The 16,847-nt window shown below is 63.0% G+C and carries 17 protein-coding genes; 3 read left to right on the top strand and 14 right to left on the bottom strand.

Annotated elements, in window-relative coordinates:
• The first annotated feature begins 116 nt into the window (after positions 1-116).
• Genes RMO95_RS00625 through RMO95_RS00635 form a run of 3 tightly spaced genes read left to right on the top strand, consistent with a single transcriptional unit; the run spans position 117 to position 5,610 of the window.
• Positions 117-1,670: a site-specific DNA-methyltransferase gene (locus RMO95_RS00625; RefSeq protein ID WP_409574915.1), complete on the top strand. Its 1,554-nt coding sequence runs from the start codon at positions 117-119 to the stop codon at positions 1,668-1,670.
• 2 nt (positions 1,671-1,672) lie between these two features.
• Positions 1,673-2,926, top strand: coding sequence for a YhcG family protein (locus RMO95_RS00630; protein WP_310448645.1), 1,254 nt, complete (start codon positions 1,673-1,675; stop codon positions 2,924-2,926).
• Complete coding sequence (locus RMO95_RS00635) at positions 2,923-5,610, top strand: DEAD/DEAH box helicase (protein WP_310448646.1); 2,688 nt, start codon at positions 2,923-2,925, stop codon at positions 5,608-5,610. Before RMO95_RS00630 ends, RMO95_RS00635 begins: the two co-directional genes overlap by 4 nt.
• 190 nt (positions 5,611-5,800) lie before the next feature.
• Here RMO95_RS00635 and RMO95_RS00640 read toward each other — a convergent pair whose 3' ends face one another.
• From RMO95_RS00640 to RMO95_RS00705, 14 genes are all read right to left on the bottom strand, one after another.
• Positions 5,801-5,995 carry a hypothetical protein gene (locus tag RMO95_RS00640; protein ID WP_310448647.1) on the bottom strand — a complete coding sequence of 65 codons (195 nt, stop codon included), beginning with the start codon at positions 5,993-5,995 and terminating at the stop codon, positions 5,801-5,803.
• Positions 5,996-6,203: 208 nt separating this feature from the next.
• Positions 6,204-7,253 carry a Fic family protein gene (locus RMO95_RS00645; protein ID WP_310448648.1) on the bottom strand — a complete coding sequence of 350 codons (1,050 nt, stop codon included), beginning with the start codon at positions 7,251-7,253 and terminating at the stop codon, positions 6,204-6,206.
• 341 nt (positions 7,254-7,594) lie between these two features.
• The gene (gene sigZ / locus RMO95_RS00650; protein WP_310448649.1) at positions 7,595-8,131 is read right to left on the bottom strand and encodes an RNA polymerase sigma factor SigZ; all 537 of its coding nucleotides are present in this window, start codon (positions 8,129-8,131) and stop codon (positions 7,595-7,597) included.
• Between the two features lie 3 nt (positions 8,132-8,134).
• Positions 8,135-9,220 carry an ACR3 family arsenite efflux transporter gene (arsB, locus tag RMO95_RS00655; protein ID WP_310448650.1) on the bottom strand — a complete coding sequence of 362 codons (1,086 nt, stop codon included), beginning with the start codon at positions 9,218-9,220 and terminating at the stop codon, positions 8,135-8,137.
• A gap of 3 nt (positions 9,221-9,223) precedes the next feature.
• Positions 9,224-9,715, bottom strand: coding sequence for an arsenate reductase ArsC (locus RMO95_RS00660; RefSeq protein WP_310448651.1), 492 nt, complete (start codon positions 9,713-9,715; stop codon positions 9,224-9,226).
• Positions 9,716-9,728: 13 nt separating this feature from the next.
• The gene (locus tag RMO95_RS00665; protein WP_310448652.1) at positions 9,729-10,661 is read right to left on the bottom strand and encodes a sulfurtransferase; all 933 of its coding nucleotides are present in this window, start codon (positions 10,659-10,661) and stop codon (positions 9,729-9,731) included.
• A gap of 14 nt (positions 10,662-10,675) precedes the next feature.
• Positions 10,676-11,011, bottom strand: coding sequence for a metalloregulator ArsR/SmtB family transcription factor (locus tag RMO95_RS00670; protein ID WP_310448653.1), 336 nt, complete (start codon positions 11,009-11,011; stop codon positions 10,676-10,678).
• A gap of 105 nt (positions 11,012-11,116) precedes the next feature.
• Entirely contained in the window at positions 11,117-11,833 is a 717-nt protein-coding gene (locus RMO95_RS00675) for an ABC transporter ATP-binding protein (RefSeq protein WP_310448654.1), read from the bottom strand.
• A 1-nt stretch (position 11,834) separates the two neighbouring features.
• Positions 11,835-13,028 (bottom strand): ABC transporter permease, encoded by a 1,194-nt coding sequence (locus tag RMO95_RS00680; RefSeq protein WP_310448655.1) that lies wholly within the window; start codon positions 13,026-13,028, stop codon positions 11,835-11,837.
• Positions 13,029-13,035: 7 nt separating this feature from the next.
• On the bottom strand, positions 13,036-14,220 hold the full coding sequence (locus RMO95_RS00685) for an efflux RND transporter periplasmic adaptor subunit (protein WP_310448656.1): 1,185 nt from the start codon (positions 14,218-14,220) through the stop codon (positions 13,036-13,038).
• A gap of 5 nt (positions 14,221-14,225) precedes the next feature.
• Positions 14,226-14,624 (bottom strand): hypothetical protein, encoded by a 399-nt coding sequence (locus tag RMO95_RS00690; protein WP_310448657.1) that lies wholly within the window; start codon positions 14,622-14,624, stop codon positions 14,226-14,228.
• A complete protein-coding gene (locus RMO95_RS00695) occupies positions 14,621-15,238 on the bottom strand; it encodes a TetR/AcrR family transcriptional regulator (protein WP_310448658.1) in 618 nt (205 codons plus the stop codon). Before RMO95_RS00695 ends, RMO95_RS00690 begins: the two co-directional genes overlap by 4 nt.
• A gap of 287 nt (positions 15,239-15,525) precedes the next feature.
• Complete coding sequence (locus tag RMO95_RS00700) at positions 15,526-16,434, bottom strand: cation diffusion facilitator family transporter (RefSeq protein ID WP_310448659.1); 909 nt, start codon at positions 16,432-16,434, stop codon at positions 15,526-15,528.
• A 40-nt stretch (positions 16,435-16,474) separates the two neighbouring features.
• Positions 16,475-16,819 carry a hypothetical protein gene (locus tag RMO95_RS00705; RefSeq protein ID WP_310448660.1) on the bottom strand — a complete coding sequence of 115 codons (345 nt, stop codon included), beginning with the start codon at positions 16,817-16,819 and terminating at the stop codon, positions 16,475-16,477.
• Positions 16,820-16,847 lie beyond the last annotated feature (28 nt).

The raw sequence follows: 16,847 nt of genomic DNA on the forward strand, positions 1-16,847 counted from the left end.
GCAGTATCATCAACAACCAATTGAATCTGTTCGCGATTTAGCCGGACAGCAGTGAGCAAAAATTAGAACTCACCTGGATCGGCAAAGAGAACCGGCCGAAGCTGGAGCCGCGCATTTTGCTGGAAGATCCGGCGAAGAGCTATCACGCGAAGCACCGTGTCGCCAGCGCCGACTTATTCGACAACAGGCTGATCTTCGGCGACAACCTGCTGGCGTTGAAGGCGCTGGAGGGGGAGTTTTCCGGCAAGGTGAAATGCGTCTTCATCGACCCGCCTTACAACACCGGCAGCGCCTTTACCCATTACGACGACGGCGTGGAGCATTCGATCTGGCTGTCGCTGATGCGCGATCGGTTGGAGATCATCAAGCGGTTGTTGTCAGATGATGGATCGCTGTGGATCACGATTGACGACAACGAGGCGCACTACCTGAAGGTTATGTGTGACGAGGTGTTTGGGCGGGCGAACTTCATTACCTCTGTGGTCTGGCAAAAAATTTACACGACGAAGAACACAGCCAAACACTTTTCTGGAATGCATGATTACATCCTTGTTTATGCAAAAGATGTAGAGAAGTGGCGGCGAAATGATCTTCCGAGAACGGCGAAACAGGACGACGCCTACAAGAATCCAGATAGCGACCCTCGTGGGCCTTGGAAGGCGACCCCGATACAAGCTCGAAATTACTACAGCAAAGGTTTGTATTCGATCAAATCCCCCTCTGGCCGAGTAATTGAAGGCCCGCCAAAGGGAACGTACTGGCGTATCTCGGAAGACAAGTTTCTTGGAATGCAGACCGATAACCGCATCTGGTGGGGCGAGAAGGGCGACAACACACCAGCACAAAAGCGGTTTCTTTCGGAAGTTCAAGGAGGTGTTGTTCCATCGACCTGGTGGTCACACGATGAGGCGGGGCACAATGCTGAGGCAAAGAATGAACTGCGTGCGGTTTCAGCCGACGCAGACGAGATGTTTATTACTCCGAAGCCGGAGCGGTTGATCAAGCGGATTCTGGAGGCTGCTTCTAACCCCGGCGACCTCGTTCTCGACTCCTTCGCCGGCTCCGGCACCACCGGCGCAGTCGCCCACAAAATGGGCCGACGCTGGATCATGATCGAGCTGGGCGAGCACTGCCATACCCACATCATTCCGCGCCTGCAAAAGGTCATCGACGGCGAAGATCAAGGTGGTATCAGCAAGGCGGTGGACTGGAAGGGCGGCGGCGGGTTTCGCTATTACAAACTCGCGCCCTCGCTGCTGGAAAAGGACAAGTGGGGCAACTGGGTCATCAACCACGACTACAACCCCGCCATGCTGGCCGAGGCGTTATGCAAGCTGGAAGGTTTCAGCTACGCGCCTTCGGATGCGGTCTATTGGCAGCACGGCCATTCCACCGAGCGCGATTTCGTCTATGTGACCACCGCCAGCCTGACCCATGAGCAGTTGCAGCAACTCGCCGACGAGGTCGGGCCGGATCGGTCGCTGCTGGTGCTATGCACCGCTTTCCGCGCCAAGGCCGATGCCTATTCGAACCTGACGGTGAAGAAGATTCCCAAACAGGTACTGTCGCGCTGCGAGTGGGGGCACGACGATTACTCGCTGCAGGTGGAAAATCTGCCCAAGGAGCCGCCGAAGCCTGGCCAGCAGGGCCTTTTCGATGGAGAGGCTTGAGCATGGCTAAGAAAATCGCTGCCGCCACAACGACCATTCCCCCGCTCTATGGCCGGGTGCGCGAAATTTTGGATGCGGCGCGCGGCAACATCGCGCGCACCGTCAATACGACGCAGGTGATCGCCAACTGGCTGGTCGGGCGAGAGATCGTCGAGGAGGAACAGCAAGGAAAGAAGCGGGCCGGATATGGCGCTGAACTGCTTGCCGATCTGGCTGCTCGTCTCAAGGCGGAGTTCGAAGCGGGCTACGGCGTGGACAATCTGGAACTGTTCCGGCGATTTTATCTGGAGTATCCGCGCTTGCTCCCGGAGCAGATTTCCGACGCGGCGCGTCGGAAATCTGGCCACCTCGCCGGCACTGCAGCAAATTCCGAGACAGTGCGTCGGAATTCGGAAGCCCTTCAGCAATTCCCCCTTCCCTCGTCGCATGGACTGGCATCGGGTGTCCCTTTGCCGCCGGGGCAACTCAGCGCAAATCTTTCCTGGACGCATTACCGCACGCTGCTGCGCGTCAGCCGCAGCGAAGCGCGGGACTTCTACGAAATCGAGGCGATCCGCAATGCCTGGTCGGCGCGTGAGTTGGAGCGACAGATCAACAGCCTGCTGTTTGACCGCCTGGCAAAGAGTAGGGACAAGGCAGGATTGATGCGATTGGCCGTTCAGGGCCACGAGATCACGCGACCCATCGATGCACTCAAGGACCCGGTAGTGCTGGAATTTCTCGATCTACCGGAATCGCCCCAGTTGGTGGAGTCGAAGCTGGAACAGGCCTTGATCGGCAAGCTGGAAACCTTCCTGCTGGAACTGGGCAAGGGTTTCGCCTTCGTCTCCCGGCAGGAGCGCATCACACTCGACGGCGACCACTTCTATATCGATCTGGTCTTCTATCACACGGTGCTGAAGTGCTTCGTGCTGATCGACCTGAAGGTTGGCAAGCTGACCCATGCCGACCTCGGCCAGATTCAGTTCTACGTGAATTACTACGACCGCGAACGGCGCACGGAGGGCGACAACCCGACGATTGGCCTGATTCTCTGCCCGGACAAGAATGACGCCGTGGTGAAGTACACGCTGGGTGAGCAGCAGGAGCGCAACATTTTCACCAGCCGCTATCAGCTTTACTTGCCGACGGTCGAGGAGCTTGAAGACGAGTTGCGGCGGGAACTGCGGTTTTTGTCGCCGCTGCCAGACAAGGCTAAGATCAAGAAGGATTCGAAGGCTCCCGCGAAGCCCAAAAAAAACAGGGAGCAGTCATGAACCGCCACGTCAACGCCATCGCCGGCCGCCTGAGCCTGCGTCATCCGCAGCGCCGCTCGCTGGAAATCTTAGACCGCATTACGGAGATTGCCCCACCGGGAAAGGGGGCGGATGTTACGGCCATGCTGGAGGCGATCCGCAGTGAGTTCCCGTCGGTGACGGATTTCGAGCGTGACTTTCCCTCGCTGTGCTTCGCGCTCGCCACCGGCGTGGGCAAGACGCGGCTGATGGGCGCCTTCATCAGCTATCTGCACCTGGCGCACGGCATCGACAACTTCTTCGTGCTGGCGCCGAACCTGACCATCTACAACAAGCTGAAAGTCGATTTCAGCGACCGCAATCATCCCAAGTACGTGTTTCGGGGTATCGCCGAATTCGCCATCAATGCGCCTTCCATCATCACCGGCGATAACTACGATCAGCATGACCCGCGCAGCGGCACGCTTTTTGGCGGCGTGCGGATCAACATCTTCAACATTTCCAAGATCAATTCCGAGGTGCGCGGCGGCAAGTCGCCGCGCATTAAGCGGCTTTCGGAATACATCGGCGAGAGCTACTTCGACTATCTGGCCGGCTTGCCCGATCTGGTGATGCTGATGGACGAGTCGCATCGCTACCGCGCCAGCGCCGGCATTCGTGCCATCAACGAACTGAAGCCGATCCTGGGGCTGGAGCTGACCGCCACACCGTTTGTGGAAACTCCGCGCGGCGCGGTGGCGTTCAAGAACGTGATCGTCGACTATCCGCTGGGCAAGGCGATGGCCGATGGCTTCGTCAAGGAACCGGCCGTGGTCACGCGCAAGAACTTCAACCCGGCCGGCATGTCGGCGGAGGAAATCGAGCGCCTGAAGCTGGAAGACGGCGTGCGCCTGCATGAAAGCGTGAAGGTGGAACTGGAGACCTACGCCCGCGAGAGCGAGAACCCCATCGTCAAGCCCTTCCTGCTGGTGATTGCCCGCGACACCACTCATGCCGGGCAGCTATCCGAGTGGATCAAGTCGGACAAATTCTTCGAAGGGCGCTATCGCGACAAAGTTATCCAGGTGGATTCGAGCAAGACCGGCGCAGAAGAAGAAGAGATGATCGGCCGCCTGCTCAAGGTGGAGCACACCGACGAGCCGACGGAGATCGTGATTCACGTCAACATGCTCAAGGAAGGCTGGGACGTGACCAACCTCTACACCATCGTGCCGCTGCGGGCGGCCAATGCCCGCATTCTCATCGAGCAGTCCATCGGGCGCGGCCTGCGCCTGCCCTACGGCAAGCGCACGGGCGTGACGGCCGTGGATCGGCTGAACATCGTCGCCCATGACAAGTTTCAGGAAATCATCGCCGAGGCCAACAAGCCGGAGTCGACAATTCATTTGCAGACCCTGGTGCTGGATGCGGATGATCTTGGTCAGAAAACGACCACGGTCGTGTCGCAATCGCAACTGGCGACCAAGCTGGGCTTGACGCCTGACCACGCGACCAGCAGCACAACGGTGGCCGGGCAGGATCAGGCGCCGGTCTTCACCAAGCCGGAAGAGCAGAAGGTCGCTCAGATCACCTACGAGGTCATCCGCAAGCTGGAAAACCAGCCGCTGACATTGCCTACCATCGAGTACCTGAAGAAGCCCGAAATTCAGGCCGCCATTGTCAAGGCGGTCGAGGAGCAGCATCAGCCGACTCAACTGGAACTGGACGGGGTGACGGAGAAGCCGGACTTTGCCGCCGTGGTGGCGAAGACGGTCGAACTGGTCACGCAGCAGACGATCGACATACCGCGCATTCTGGTGGTGCCCAAGGGCGAAGTGAAGTCGGGCTTCAAAGCCTTCGTGCTGAAGCTGGATACCTTGAAGTACCCGGCGGTGTCCGACGAGCTCTGGATACAGCACCTGCGCACCAATCAACTGGAAGTGGTGTCGGTCGGCCGTGGCGGCATCGACGAAGCGCGGCTGGAAAACTATGTCGTCAGCGGCCTGGTGGATTTCGACGATGTTTCCTACGACGAACACGCCGATCTGCTCTATGACTTGGCCACCCAGACCGTGCAGCATTTCAAGACTTACTTGTCCGAGGAGGACACCCGCAAGGTACTGCGCTGTTACCAGCAGCCTATTGCGAAATATATTCACTCCCAGATGCAGGCGCATTACTGGGAGGAGGTGGCCGGCTATGAGGTGAAAATCAGCAAGGGCTATACCGAGCTGAAGCAGAGCGCCTACTCGCATTCCGTCCAGGAACCGACTGCTAACTACCGGGTGGAGCCGGCCGACAAGAGCAACATGGCGAAGTACCTGTTCGGCGGCTTCCAGCGCTGTCTCTATGCGGTACAGAAGTTCAATTCCAACTCGGAGCGCGAGCTGGCGGTGATTCTGGAGCGCGATTCACTCAAGTGGTTTAAGCCCGCCAAGGGCCAGTTCCAGATTTACTACCAGAACGGGGCGGATCATCCGGAATACCAGCCTGACTTCGTTGCTGAAACCGTTGCAACGATCTACATGCTGGAACCCAAGAAGCGAGCAGAGCTGAAAGACTCCATTGTCATTGCCAAGAAGGAAGCCGCCGTCAAGTGGTGCGCGAATGCTTCAGACCATGCGGCGAGTTATGGCGGCAAGCCGTGGCGCTATGTGCTGATTCCGCATGACGAGATTGTGGAGAACATGACGCTTGAGGGGTTGGCAGCGCGGTTTGGTTACTGAAGCCAAGAGTTGGCACCGGCATGACGGCAAGCCGGTTGATCGTGGAGTGTCCGCCAAGCAATTCATAGCAGCCTAAACCGCTTTCAGTAGCCAGCGTCCGTTCAGGCCGACTGGCCGCCGTGTCGCCAGCGCCAACTTTCAGTATTGAACAAAACAGCTATTGAGGTCGACGTCCAGGTCATCGCCGCGATCACATGAAGGGGTTTTGAAGTCTTGCGCCCGTGCCGCGAAAATCATCGACATTGCGAATGACCACCGTCAAGTCGTGAATCGCGGCGATTGCCGCAATCCGCTTGTCGATTGCGTGCTCCGGATGCGGAGACATCAGCCGCCCCTTACCTGCTCCGCTTCGCAGGTGCTGCGACCGTTGTAGGGCCGACTTCATTCAGTTGGCCGGGGTGGTTGGCGGACTGAAGTCCGCCCTACGGTCCGCCCTACAGACCGCCCTACGGTCCGGCCGGTCCGCCCCACTATGCGAGGGCTAATGCGGAATGTCGGCGACGGGCGAACAAGCCCAATCGCCCAACTGCTCGTCGTGGGCCTTGAGTTGCGAAAAATTGCTTTGTTGGCGAGTACTGGGCATGAACTTCCCCCTATCGCAACTCGTACCAGACGCCCCTGCCGGCGCCGTGCTGACCGAGGTGGCCTTGCTCCACCAGGGCCCGGAAATGTTGCTTGAGCGTGTTGCGATTGCCGCCGGTCAGCCGAATCGCATCGCCCATGGTGATGCGTCCATGCTCCCGCGCGAACTCGACGATCTGCAGCGAGAGTTCGGGCAATGCGGCCAGCACGATTTTTTCGCGCTCCACCTTGCGATTCAGGCGTCGTACCTGCTCGGCCAGCGCACGCAGGAAGAAGACCAGCCAGGGTTGCCAGTTCGGCGACTCGGTCCGGATCGTCCCTTGCGTCTGCCGCAGCGCGAGGTAGTAGGCTTCCTTGCTCTGCTCGATCACGCTTTCCAGCGAACTATAGGGCACGTAGGCATAACCGCCCTGCAGCAACAGCAGCGTGGTCAATACCCGGCTCAGGCGGCCGTTGCCGTCCTGGAAGGGGTGTATCTCCAAAAACACCACGCCCCAAATGCCGATCAGCAGCAGCGGGTGGAGCCTTGCCGCGCTGCGCTCTGCGTTGAACCAGGTGACCAGCTCGGTCATCAGGCGTGGTGTGTCGAAGGGCGTTGCGGTTTCGAACACCACGCCGAGTTGTTTGCCGTCTTCGTCGAAGGCGACCACGCTGTTGGTGGAGGTCTTGTAGTTGCCCCGGTGCCAGGCATCCTTTTCGCTGTAGTTCAGCAGGTCGCGGTGCAGTTGCTTGATGTGGTTCTCGGTCAGCGCAATGTCCGGCCAGGACGTGAAGACCAGTTCCATGACCCCGGCGTAGCCGGCCACCTCCTGCTCGTCGCGCGTTTCGAAGGACTTGATCTGCAGCCTGGACAGCAGGCGCTCGACCTCGCGGTCCGACAGTTTGCTGCCCTCGATGCGCGTCGACGATCCGATGCTTTCGATGGTGGCGACCCGCAGCAAAGCCGAAAGTCGATCGGGCGCGAGTGAGCCAAGCGCGCGCCAAGCCCCCTTGAACTCATCGATGCCGGCGATGAGGCTCAGGATCTCTGGAGTTATCTGGACAGCATGGGATCGGATCATGGGCACCAATACTACAACCATTTACACCCATTCTTCCAGAGCTTCTGTCATGGGCGATCGGCGCATTGATCAAGCCATTTACACCCATTTTGCTTGTATTTGACCAAGGGGACAGGGATTGGAGTCGAGGTTTCAATCCAGACGCCTCGGCGTCCTGGGCTCATGGACGGGCGATGCCAGTTGAGCGCTGCACTCGTGGTCCGCTTCGCAAGTGCTGCGACCTTTGTAGGGCCGACTTCAGTCGGCCGACCTACGATGGCGGACTGAAGTCCGCCCTACAGTCCGCCCTACGGTTCGCCCCACGGTCCGCCACACAATCCGCACAGAACGGCGCCGCGTGGTCAGGCTTCGGGCGGGCGCGGGACGAAGCAGCAGACAGCGCCGTCGGTGTCGAACTTGACCTGGCAGGCGACCGTCAGGCGCGCCTTGAGCCGGGCGCGAGCCCGCTGCACGCGCGATTTGGCGCCCGGCAGGCTGAGCCCGAGGCGGGCGGCGTAATCTTTCTGGCTCATGCCTTCGATGTCGCAGCAGGTGATCGCGTCACGGTCTTCGGGCGCCAGTTCGGCCAGCACGCGCGGCAGGCACTGCGCCAGGCCATCGACCGGCGCCAGCACGGCTGCGGGTTCGGCGGCCAGATCCTCGGGCAGCGGCACCTGGTCGCGGGCCAATCGCAGGCGGTCGATCAGCAGGTTGCGTGCGGCATGGAACAGCCAGGCGCGCGGGCTATCGAGGCCGCACAGGCCGTTGGGCCGGCGCATCGCGCGCAGAAAAACTTCCTGCAGCAGATCGTCGCCCTCGGCCTCGCTGCGCGCACGATGGCGCAGGAAGCGGCGCAGCTCGGCTTCGTGGGCGTTCCAGGCGTCGGTCAGGCAGCGCATGGCTCATTGATCGCTGCGTTCGTACCAGCCCTTGCTGGCATTGACCACCCTGACCACCAGCAGCATTACCGGCACTTCGATCAACACGCCGACCACGGTGGCCAGCGCGGCGCCGGATTCGAAACCGAACAGGCTGATGGCGGCGGCCACCGCGAGTTCGAAGAAGTTACTGGCGCCGATCAGGGCCGAGGGGCAGGCGACGTTGTGTTTTTCGCCGACGGCGCGGTTGAGCCAGTAGGCCAGCGCCGAATTGAAGAAGACCTGGATCAGGATAGGTACCGCCAGGAGCGCGATGATCAGCGGCTGCTCGATGATGGCCTTGCCCTGGAAGGCGAACAGCAGCACCAGGGTGGCCAGCAGCGCGCCGATCGACCAGGGGCCGATTTTTTCCATGGTCGCGTCGAAATGCGCTTGTCCTTGCTTGAGCAGCGACTTGCGCCAAACCTGGGCCAGGATCACCGGGATCACGATGTAGAGCACGACCGAGGTGAACAGCGTGTCCCAGGGCACGGTGATGGCCGAGATGCCAAGCAGGAAGGCCACCAGCGGGGCGAAGGCGACGATCATGATGCTGTCGTTGAGCGCGACTTGTGACAATGTAAACAGCGGGTCGCCATTGGTCAGCCGGCTCCAGACGAAGACCATCGCGGTGCAGGGCGCGACGGCGAGCAGGATCAGGCCGGCGATGTAGCTGTCGAGCTGGTCGGCCGGCAGGTAGGGCGCGAAGACGTTGCGGATGAACAGCCAGGCCAGGAAGGCCATCGAGAAAGGCTTCACCAGCCAGTTCACGAACAGCGTCACGCCGATGCCTTTGACATGGTTGCGGACTTCGTGCAGCGCACCGAAATCCACCTTGACCAGCATCGGGATGATCATGACCCAGATCAGCAGGCCGACCGGCAAATTGACGCGCGCCACTTCGAGCTTGCCCAGCATCTGGAAAGGCGCCGGCAACCACTGGCCGAGCGCGATGCCGACCACGATGCAGAGAAAAACCCAGACCGTCAGGTAGCGCTCGAAGCTGGACATCGCGCCGTTGCCTTCCTTTCCGGCCGACTGCTTGATGGCGACTTCACATTGGGCGGACATGGCTTACTCTTCCGTATGAATGCGCCGTGCCGCGGCGAGCGCTTCTTCGCGACTCATGGATTCCAGCGGCAGGGCGAGGAAGGCTTCGATGCGCTGCCTGAGCGACTGGTAGGCCTGCTCGAAAGCCGCGCGGCGCGCTGCCATGGGTTCGACGCGCGCCGGGTCGGGTATGGCCCAGTGCGCGGTGGCCGGGTGGCCGGGCCAGACCGGGCAGGTCTCCTGCGCGGCATTGCCGCAGACCGTGAAGATGAAATCAAGAGTTGGCGCTGACGCTACGGCAAACTCATCCCAGGACTTACTGCGCGCGCCCGCGCAGGGCACGCCGTGCTTTTGCAGCGTTTCGATCGCCACCGGATTGACCGCGCCGCCCGGCTTGCTGCCGGCCGAATACGCCTCGATGCGGCCGCGGCCCAGATGCCTGAACAGCATCTCGCCGAGGATGCTGCGCGCCGAATTGCCGGTGCACAGCACCAGCACTTTGAAGGTCCTGCTCATCGACTTGCGCTCCTCAAAGTTCGAAATCGGCGTCGAAGGGCTTGCCGCCTTTTACTACGGGTAGGGTCAGGGTGCGGTCCCAGTCGCTCCAGCCGCCGTTGTAGACGCGTACGTCCGGGTAGCCCAGCGCCTTGAGTTGCAGCCAGGCCAAAGTGGAGCGGAAGCCGTCATGGCAGTAGGCGATGACGGTGCCGGTGCGCGGCAGGTCCTTGTAGATCGCGGCCAGCTCGGCGAGGGTTTTCCACTGCTGCGACTGGTCATCGACGCCCTGCAGGCTGACGATGTTGATGGCGCCGGGTATGTGGCCGCCCTGCACCGAATGCTGGATCCGGCTGCCCTCGTACATGTCGGCCGGGCGGGCGTCGAGCAGCGTGATGCCCAGCTCGCGGCCGGCGACGACGCGGCGATAGACATCTGTCCAGCCGACCATCGCGGCGGCCGGCGCGGCTTTCAGCCTCACCTTGCCCGGCGCGCGCTTTGGCGTCGGCGTCTTGCTCAGCTCGTTGAAGCCGGTCCAGCCGATGGTGCCGCCGTCGAGCAGCTTGACGCGCTGCATGTCGAAGCCGTAGAGGTCGAGCAGGAACATCACGCGCGAGGCCAGCGCGGTCGAGGAATCGTCATAGACCACGACGGTGGAATCGTCGTCGACGCCCCAGCGCCGCAACGTGGCCTGGAAGGCGGCGCGGGAAGGAAAACGCATGATCGGCGCTTCGTCGTTGGCGCCGAGATCGGCGAAGCGCTGCACCTGCACGGCGCCGGCAATGTGGCCGACGGTGGCGTGGCGATGCGGGTGGTAGCGCACTTCGAGCACCACCAGCTTGGGGTCCTTGAGTCGCTCCGCGACCCAGTCGGCATCGACCAGGAAGTCGGGCTTGTCGGCGGCGAAAGCGGCGGGAACGATCAGGTTCAGCACGACAGCGAGCAGCAGGAAATACAGCTTGTTCATCCAGGTCTCCAGGTTCAGTCGGCGCAGCGTTCGGTGCGACCGGATACGATCTTGAGGCGCTTCATGTCAGCCTTGAATTCGGGCACGGCCCCCGTCGCCAGCGGGCCGAGCAGCGCCGCGGTCCAGGACGGCAGCTTCGCCATCCGGTAATGCATCCAGGTGCCTTCGCGGCGGGACGTGACCAGGCCCGCGCCCTTCATGACGCCCAGGTGGCGCGAGATCTTGGGCTGGATTTCTTCGAGCGCGGTGGTCAGCTCGCAGACGCAAAGTTCGTCCCGCGCCAGCAGCAGGGCCAGAATGCGCCGCCGCGTCGGGTCGGCGAGGGTGTCGAACAGGGCTTGGGCTTCCATCGCGTTAAATATACACGACGGCGTATATACGCGCAAACAGATGGAACAGGATCGTCGCCGGTTTCGGCCACGACCCATGCCGCGGGGCGCCGCGATCCAGCTTGCTCAGGAAATCTGCCGTCCTTCGCCCGCCTCCTCGACTGTCCTGCCATCGCGGATGTGATAAATGCGCTTGAAGATGGGGATGATCTTCTCGTCGTGGGTGACGACGATGATCGCGGTCTGGTACTGGCTGGCCATCTGGTTGAGGATGCGCATCACGGCCAGCGCGCGCTGGCTGTCGAGCGGCGCCGTGGGTTCGTCGGCGAGGATCACCGGCGGCTGGTTGGCCAGGGCGCGCGCGATCGACACGCGCTGCTGCTCGCCGCCCGAGAGTTCGCTCGGCTGCGCCCTGGCGCGATGGGCGACGTCGAGCGCCTGCAGCAGTTCCTGCGCACGCGCACGCGAAACCCCGTTGGCACGGCCGGCCAGCATCGGCAGCAGGGCCACGTTGTCGGTGACGTCGAGAAAGGGAATCAGGTAGGGCGCCTGGAAGATGAAGCCGATGCGGTCGCGCCGCAAGGCGCGCAGGTCTTTGGTTTTCCAGCCGCCCTGCTCGCTGTCGTAGATCACTTCGCCGCCCAGGGTCATGCGGCCGCGCGTGGGTTCGATCACCGCACCGAGGCACTTGAGCAGCGTGGTCTTGCCCGAGCCGCTGGGACCGACCAGGCCGACCACCTCGCCCGGCGCGATGCTCATGTTCACCTCCTTCAGCGCATCGACGGCGGTATCGCCCGCGCCGTAACGCTTGCTGAGGCCTTCGATGTGGATGCCTGCATCCATCTCAGCCCCCGATCGCTTCGGCCGGATCGACCTTGAGCGCGGCGCGGATCGCCAGCGTGCTGGCCAGCGTGCACACCAGCATGACGACGATGAAGGCACGCAGGGCGTCGCCGCTTTCCAGCAGCACGTATTTGGGGAAGGCCGGCGCCCACAGCGTGGCCGCGATCTTGCCGACGATGAAGCCGATCAGGCCGAGGCCCAGCGCCTGCTGCAGGATCATGCCGGCGATGCTGCGGTTGCGCGTGCCGATCAGCTTGAGCACCGCGATTTCGCGGATCTTGCCCAGGGTCATGGTGTAGATGATGAAGGCGACGATCGCGGCACTGACGACAGTCAGGATTGCGAGGAACATGGCGATCTGTTTGGCCGAGGTGGCGATCAGCTTGGCCACCAGGATCTCTTCCATCTGCACGCGGGTGTAGGCCTGCAGATGCTTCCAGCGACGGATCTCCTGCGCCACGCTTTCCGCCGTGCTGCCAGCGCCAACTTTCACCAGTACCGCGTTGACGCTGTGATTGACGGTCTGCGCGGCATTCACGGCGTCGAGCAGGCCGGGCACGCCGGGACGGTTCAGCGCCGGGTTGGCCGCCGTGCGGGCGCGGTCGGCGATGATGGCGTCGTTGTCCTTGAGGAACTGCGCCTCCTGCGCATCCTTGATCGGGATGAAGACCATCGGGTCGCCGCCGGAGGACACGGTACGCTGCGTGAGTCCGACCACCTCGTAGTCGTGGCGCCGGATGCGGATGCGCTCGCCGAGACGGAAGCCGGCCTTGACGTCGGCGATGGCCTCGTAATGACCGCGCAGCAGGCGCCGCCCGGCCACCAGATAGGTCGGCTCGCCGGGCTGGCCCGGCTCGAAGCCGACCACCATGCTGCGGCTCTCGCGGTCGCCATGCAGCACCTGCATGGTCAGGTAGGTGACGTTGGCGGCCTGGGCCACGCCGGGCAAGCCGAGCACGCCGCGGTAAACGTCGTCCCTGATGTTCGAGGCTTCGGCGTAGGGTCCCTGCGTGTCCTTCTGCACCACCCAGATGTCGGCCCCGCTGTTGGTCAGCAATACCTGCGCGTCATCGACCATGCCGCGATAGACGCCGGCCATGGTCAGCGTGGCGCCGATCAGCAGGCCGAGGCCGATCCCGGTGAGGACGAACTTGCCCCAGGAATGCAGGATGTCGCGACCGGCGAGGCTGATCATGGCGGACTCAGGAGCCGCTGGCGGCGATCGCCGGAACGACACGAATCCGGCTGTCTTCGCCGATCTCGCGCTCGCTATGCACGATCACCGCATCGCCTTCCTTGAGGCCTTCGAGTATCTGCACCCTGCCGTCGGCGCCGCTGCTTCCCGGCTTGACCGCGACGAAGCGCAATGAGTCGCCCACATGGACCCAGACGCCGGTCTTGCCGTCGCGCTGGCGCAGGGCGGCGCTGGGCACCACCAGAGCCTGCCTGATGCCCGGCAGGCGCAGGGTGATTTCGCTCATTTCGCCGATCGAAACATCCTTCGGCAATGCATCGAAGCTCACTTGCGCGATGCGCTCCTCGGTCACGCTGTCGCTCAGCATTTCGATGCGCGCGACCTTGCCGGCCAGCACCCTGCCCGGCTGGGAACGCAGCACGATCTCGGCCGGCAAGCCGACTTGCAGGCCCGCCGAGCGCTGCTGGTCGAGGCGTAGCTTGATCCACAGGCTGTCCGCCGCGACCATCCGCAGCACGCCCTGGCCGGCGACGACGGTCGAACCGGGCTCGGCATCGCGCGCCGTCACCACGCCGTCGGCAGGCGCCAGCAGGCGCAGGTTGGCGCGCTGCTGCTGCGCGCCTTCGCGTTCGGCATTGAGCCGCGCCAGATCCTGGCGCGCGCCGGACAGGCCGGCTTCGGCTGCCGTCACTTGCGCGGCCGCGGATTTCAGTTCCTGCGACTTGCCTTCGGTGACGCTGGAACTGACGAAGCCTTTCTTGCCCAGGTCGTCATAGCGGCGCGCATTGGCGGCCGCCACTTCGCGCCGCGCGACGCTGTCGCTCAACTGTGCCGCCGCGGTGTCGATCGCCTTCGCCGCGCGCGCGGCGGCGGCACCGGTGGCGGACAGACGCTGATCGAGGTCGACCGGATCCATCTCGGCCAACAACTGGCCGGCGGTGACCGCTTCGCCGACATCGACCGCAACCCGGCGCACGCGGCCGGCGCTGGTCGGACCGACCAGGTAGCTGCGGCGCGCTTCGACCACGCCGATGCCGAACAGCGCCGGAGAAAGGTCGGCGCGCGCCACCTGCGCCACGGTGACCCGCAGCGGAGCCAGCGGCCCGCTGCGCGCGATGACCCAGACAAAGCCGGCCACCAGCGCGATGCCGGCGAGGATGAAAGCGGAACGTCGGCTGAGCAGGGATTTCATCAGGGTCAGCTCCAGACTGAAGTTGCTTTGGCTGCGCGCAGCGCAAGCGCGGCGATCACGATCCAGAACAACGCGCGGATCGACAGGGCGCCGACGGTGCGCATTTCGTAGGCGCCGCCGGACACGACATGTGCCATGAAGGCGAGGCACACCAGAACGGTGGACACGGCCAGAAACAGCGCCAGCCGGGCACCGCCGCGCCAGGCCGACAGCAAGGCGGCGCCGGCGGCGACATAGACAAAACCGGCGACGAAGTTGAACCAGAGCACGAAGGGCACGATGTTGCCCGCTTCGTCGCGCGCCTGGGCTCCGCCGAACAGGACCCGGCCGCCGCTGACGATGGTCAGGAGGCCGAAAATCAGGGCGGCGACGGCCAGCCATTGCAGCAGGCGATTCGGCTTCATTCGACGCTCCCGATGCCGCGGCGGTAAATGGCAAAGGCACCCGGCGCGTCGGCGCGCATCTGCCGGGCCTTGCCGCTCAGCAGCGATTGCATCACCAGGCCCTGGATGCTGCCGATGAAGGCGACGACGGCCGCCGCGGTATCGACTTCCGATGCCACTTCGCCGCAGGCCTTTCCCTCTTCGATCAGGCCGCTCAGGCGCTTCCTGTAGGCACCGATCAAGGTGCGCGCCATGCGCTTGGCGGGCGTGTCCTCGGCCCGCTGCAACTCGCCGAACAAAAGCCGCGGCACGCCGGGATGCGCGACGACGAACTCGATATGGGTCATGAACACCGCTTCCAGCGCCCGCAGCGGCGATTCCGCGTCCTGCATGGCCTTATCCACGCGCTGCAGCAGTCGCTCGGCGACCCATTCCATGACCGCCTGCCAGATCGCATCCTTGCTCGGGAAGTGGCGGAACAGCGCACCCTGCGTGAGATTCATGTGCTGCGCAATCGCCGCCGTGGTGATGTCGCCCGGATTCCGCTCGGCCGTCAGTTCGATGACGGCTTCGACGGTGACCGCCCGCCGCTGGTCTGCCGGAAGGTTGCGCGGTCTGGATTCGTTGTGCACCATGGTTCAGTTCGATAAGATAGTAATTGGTTACTATCTTATCGGCGGCAGCGAGGTGCGTCAAGCGGGATTCGCCCCGGCTGATTCCTTGTCGGTCTGCCGGCCGCGGCTAGTACGCAGACATGTTGAAACCGATGGATGCAGGAGCGGGCTTGCTCGCGACAACGGCTTATCGCGAGCAAGCTCGCTCCTACAGGGAATGCGCCTTTTCCTTGCGCCTTTTCCTTGCGCCTTTCCCTTGTTGACTGACTACTAGGGATGCGGCTGAAACAGCTTGCCGTTGGCTGCAGTCATGGCGAGGGGATATCGAGGGGTTGGGCGCAACCGTGATTCGGATCGTCGAATTCGATCTGTATCGTCGGATGCGTGATGTGAAAATGATCGTGCAAGTCGTGGGCAATTTTTTCGAGGAAGGCGTCGCCCGGGTGTCCGCCGGGCATGACCAGGTGCGCCGTCAGAGCGATTTCGGTGGTACTCATGGCCCAGACATGCAGATCATGCACGCCTTTGACCCCAGGCAGGGCGCGCAGCAGCGCATCCACCTCGACGAGGGCGACACTTTCCGGCACGCCGTCGAACAGCAGGTGCAGCGACTGACGAAACAGGCTCCAGGTGCCGGCGATGATCACCAATGCAATCGCCATGCTGGTGACCGGATCGAGCCAGGCCCAGCCGGTCCATAGATAGAGCGCGCCGGCGGCGACCACGCCGAGCGAGACCAGGGCGTCGGCGGCCATGTGCAGGAAGGCGCCGCGAATATTCATGTCGGATTTGCCGCCCGCCATGAACAGCGCGGCGGTGGCGCCATTGACCAGCACACCGACGGCGGCGACGATCATGATGGTGATGCCGTCGGTCGGGTGCGGCGCCTGCAGCCGATGGCCGGCTTCCCACAGCAGCGAGCCCATGGCCACCAGCAACAGCACGGCATTGGCGAAAGCGGCGAGGATCGAGGCACGCTGCCAGCCATAGGTGTGGCGGTGGTCGGGCAGCCGGCCCGCTGCCAGTGCGGCCCCCCAGGCCAGCACCAGCCCGGCGACATCCGACAGGTTGTGTCCGGCATCGGCCAGCAGCGCCAGGGAGCCCACCCGCCAGCCGTAGAAAGCCTCCGTCGCCACGAAGGCGATGTTCAGCGCGATGCCAATGGCAAAGGCCCGGCTGAAGCTGGCCGGGCCGTGGTGATGTGTATGCTCGCTCATCGGGCGGCGGAACCCGCCATGGCATGCGGCACGCTGTCGATTACTTGAAGAAGCCGCGAACCTTCATACGGTCGCAACCGTTGTAGCGCGGCGCCGGCAGCGTCACGCCCTTCTCCTTGGCGCGGGCTTCCATGGCCTGGTGATGCTCGGTCTGCAGAGACTTGCATTCGTCGTAGGTCTTGGCGTTGCGCATCTTGGTGCCATGAGCCGCGCGCTCTTCGGCATTCATCAGCGCCCAGCCGGGCGTGTTGTCCTTGTCGAAGTTGAAACGCATGCCCATGCCGCCGCCCGGCCCCATGCCCGGACCGCCGGCGGGTTGCGCAAAAGCGGGGGATGCAAGCGATGCGCCCAGAACAGCCAGCAGCGCAATGTGTCGTAGTTTCATGAAAATCTCCTTTGGTCAATTTAGCAGT

The sequence above is a fragment of the Sulfuritalea sp. genome, assembly GCF_031426875.1.
Taxonomy (GTDB): Bacteria; Pseudomonadota; Gammaproteobacteria; order Burkholderiales; family Rhodocyclaceae; genus Sulfuritalea.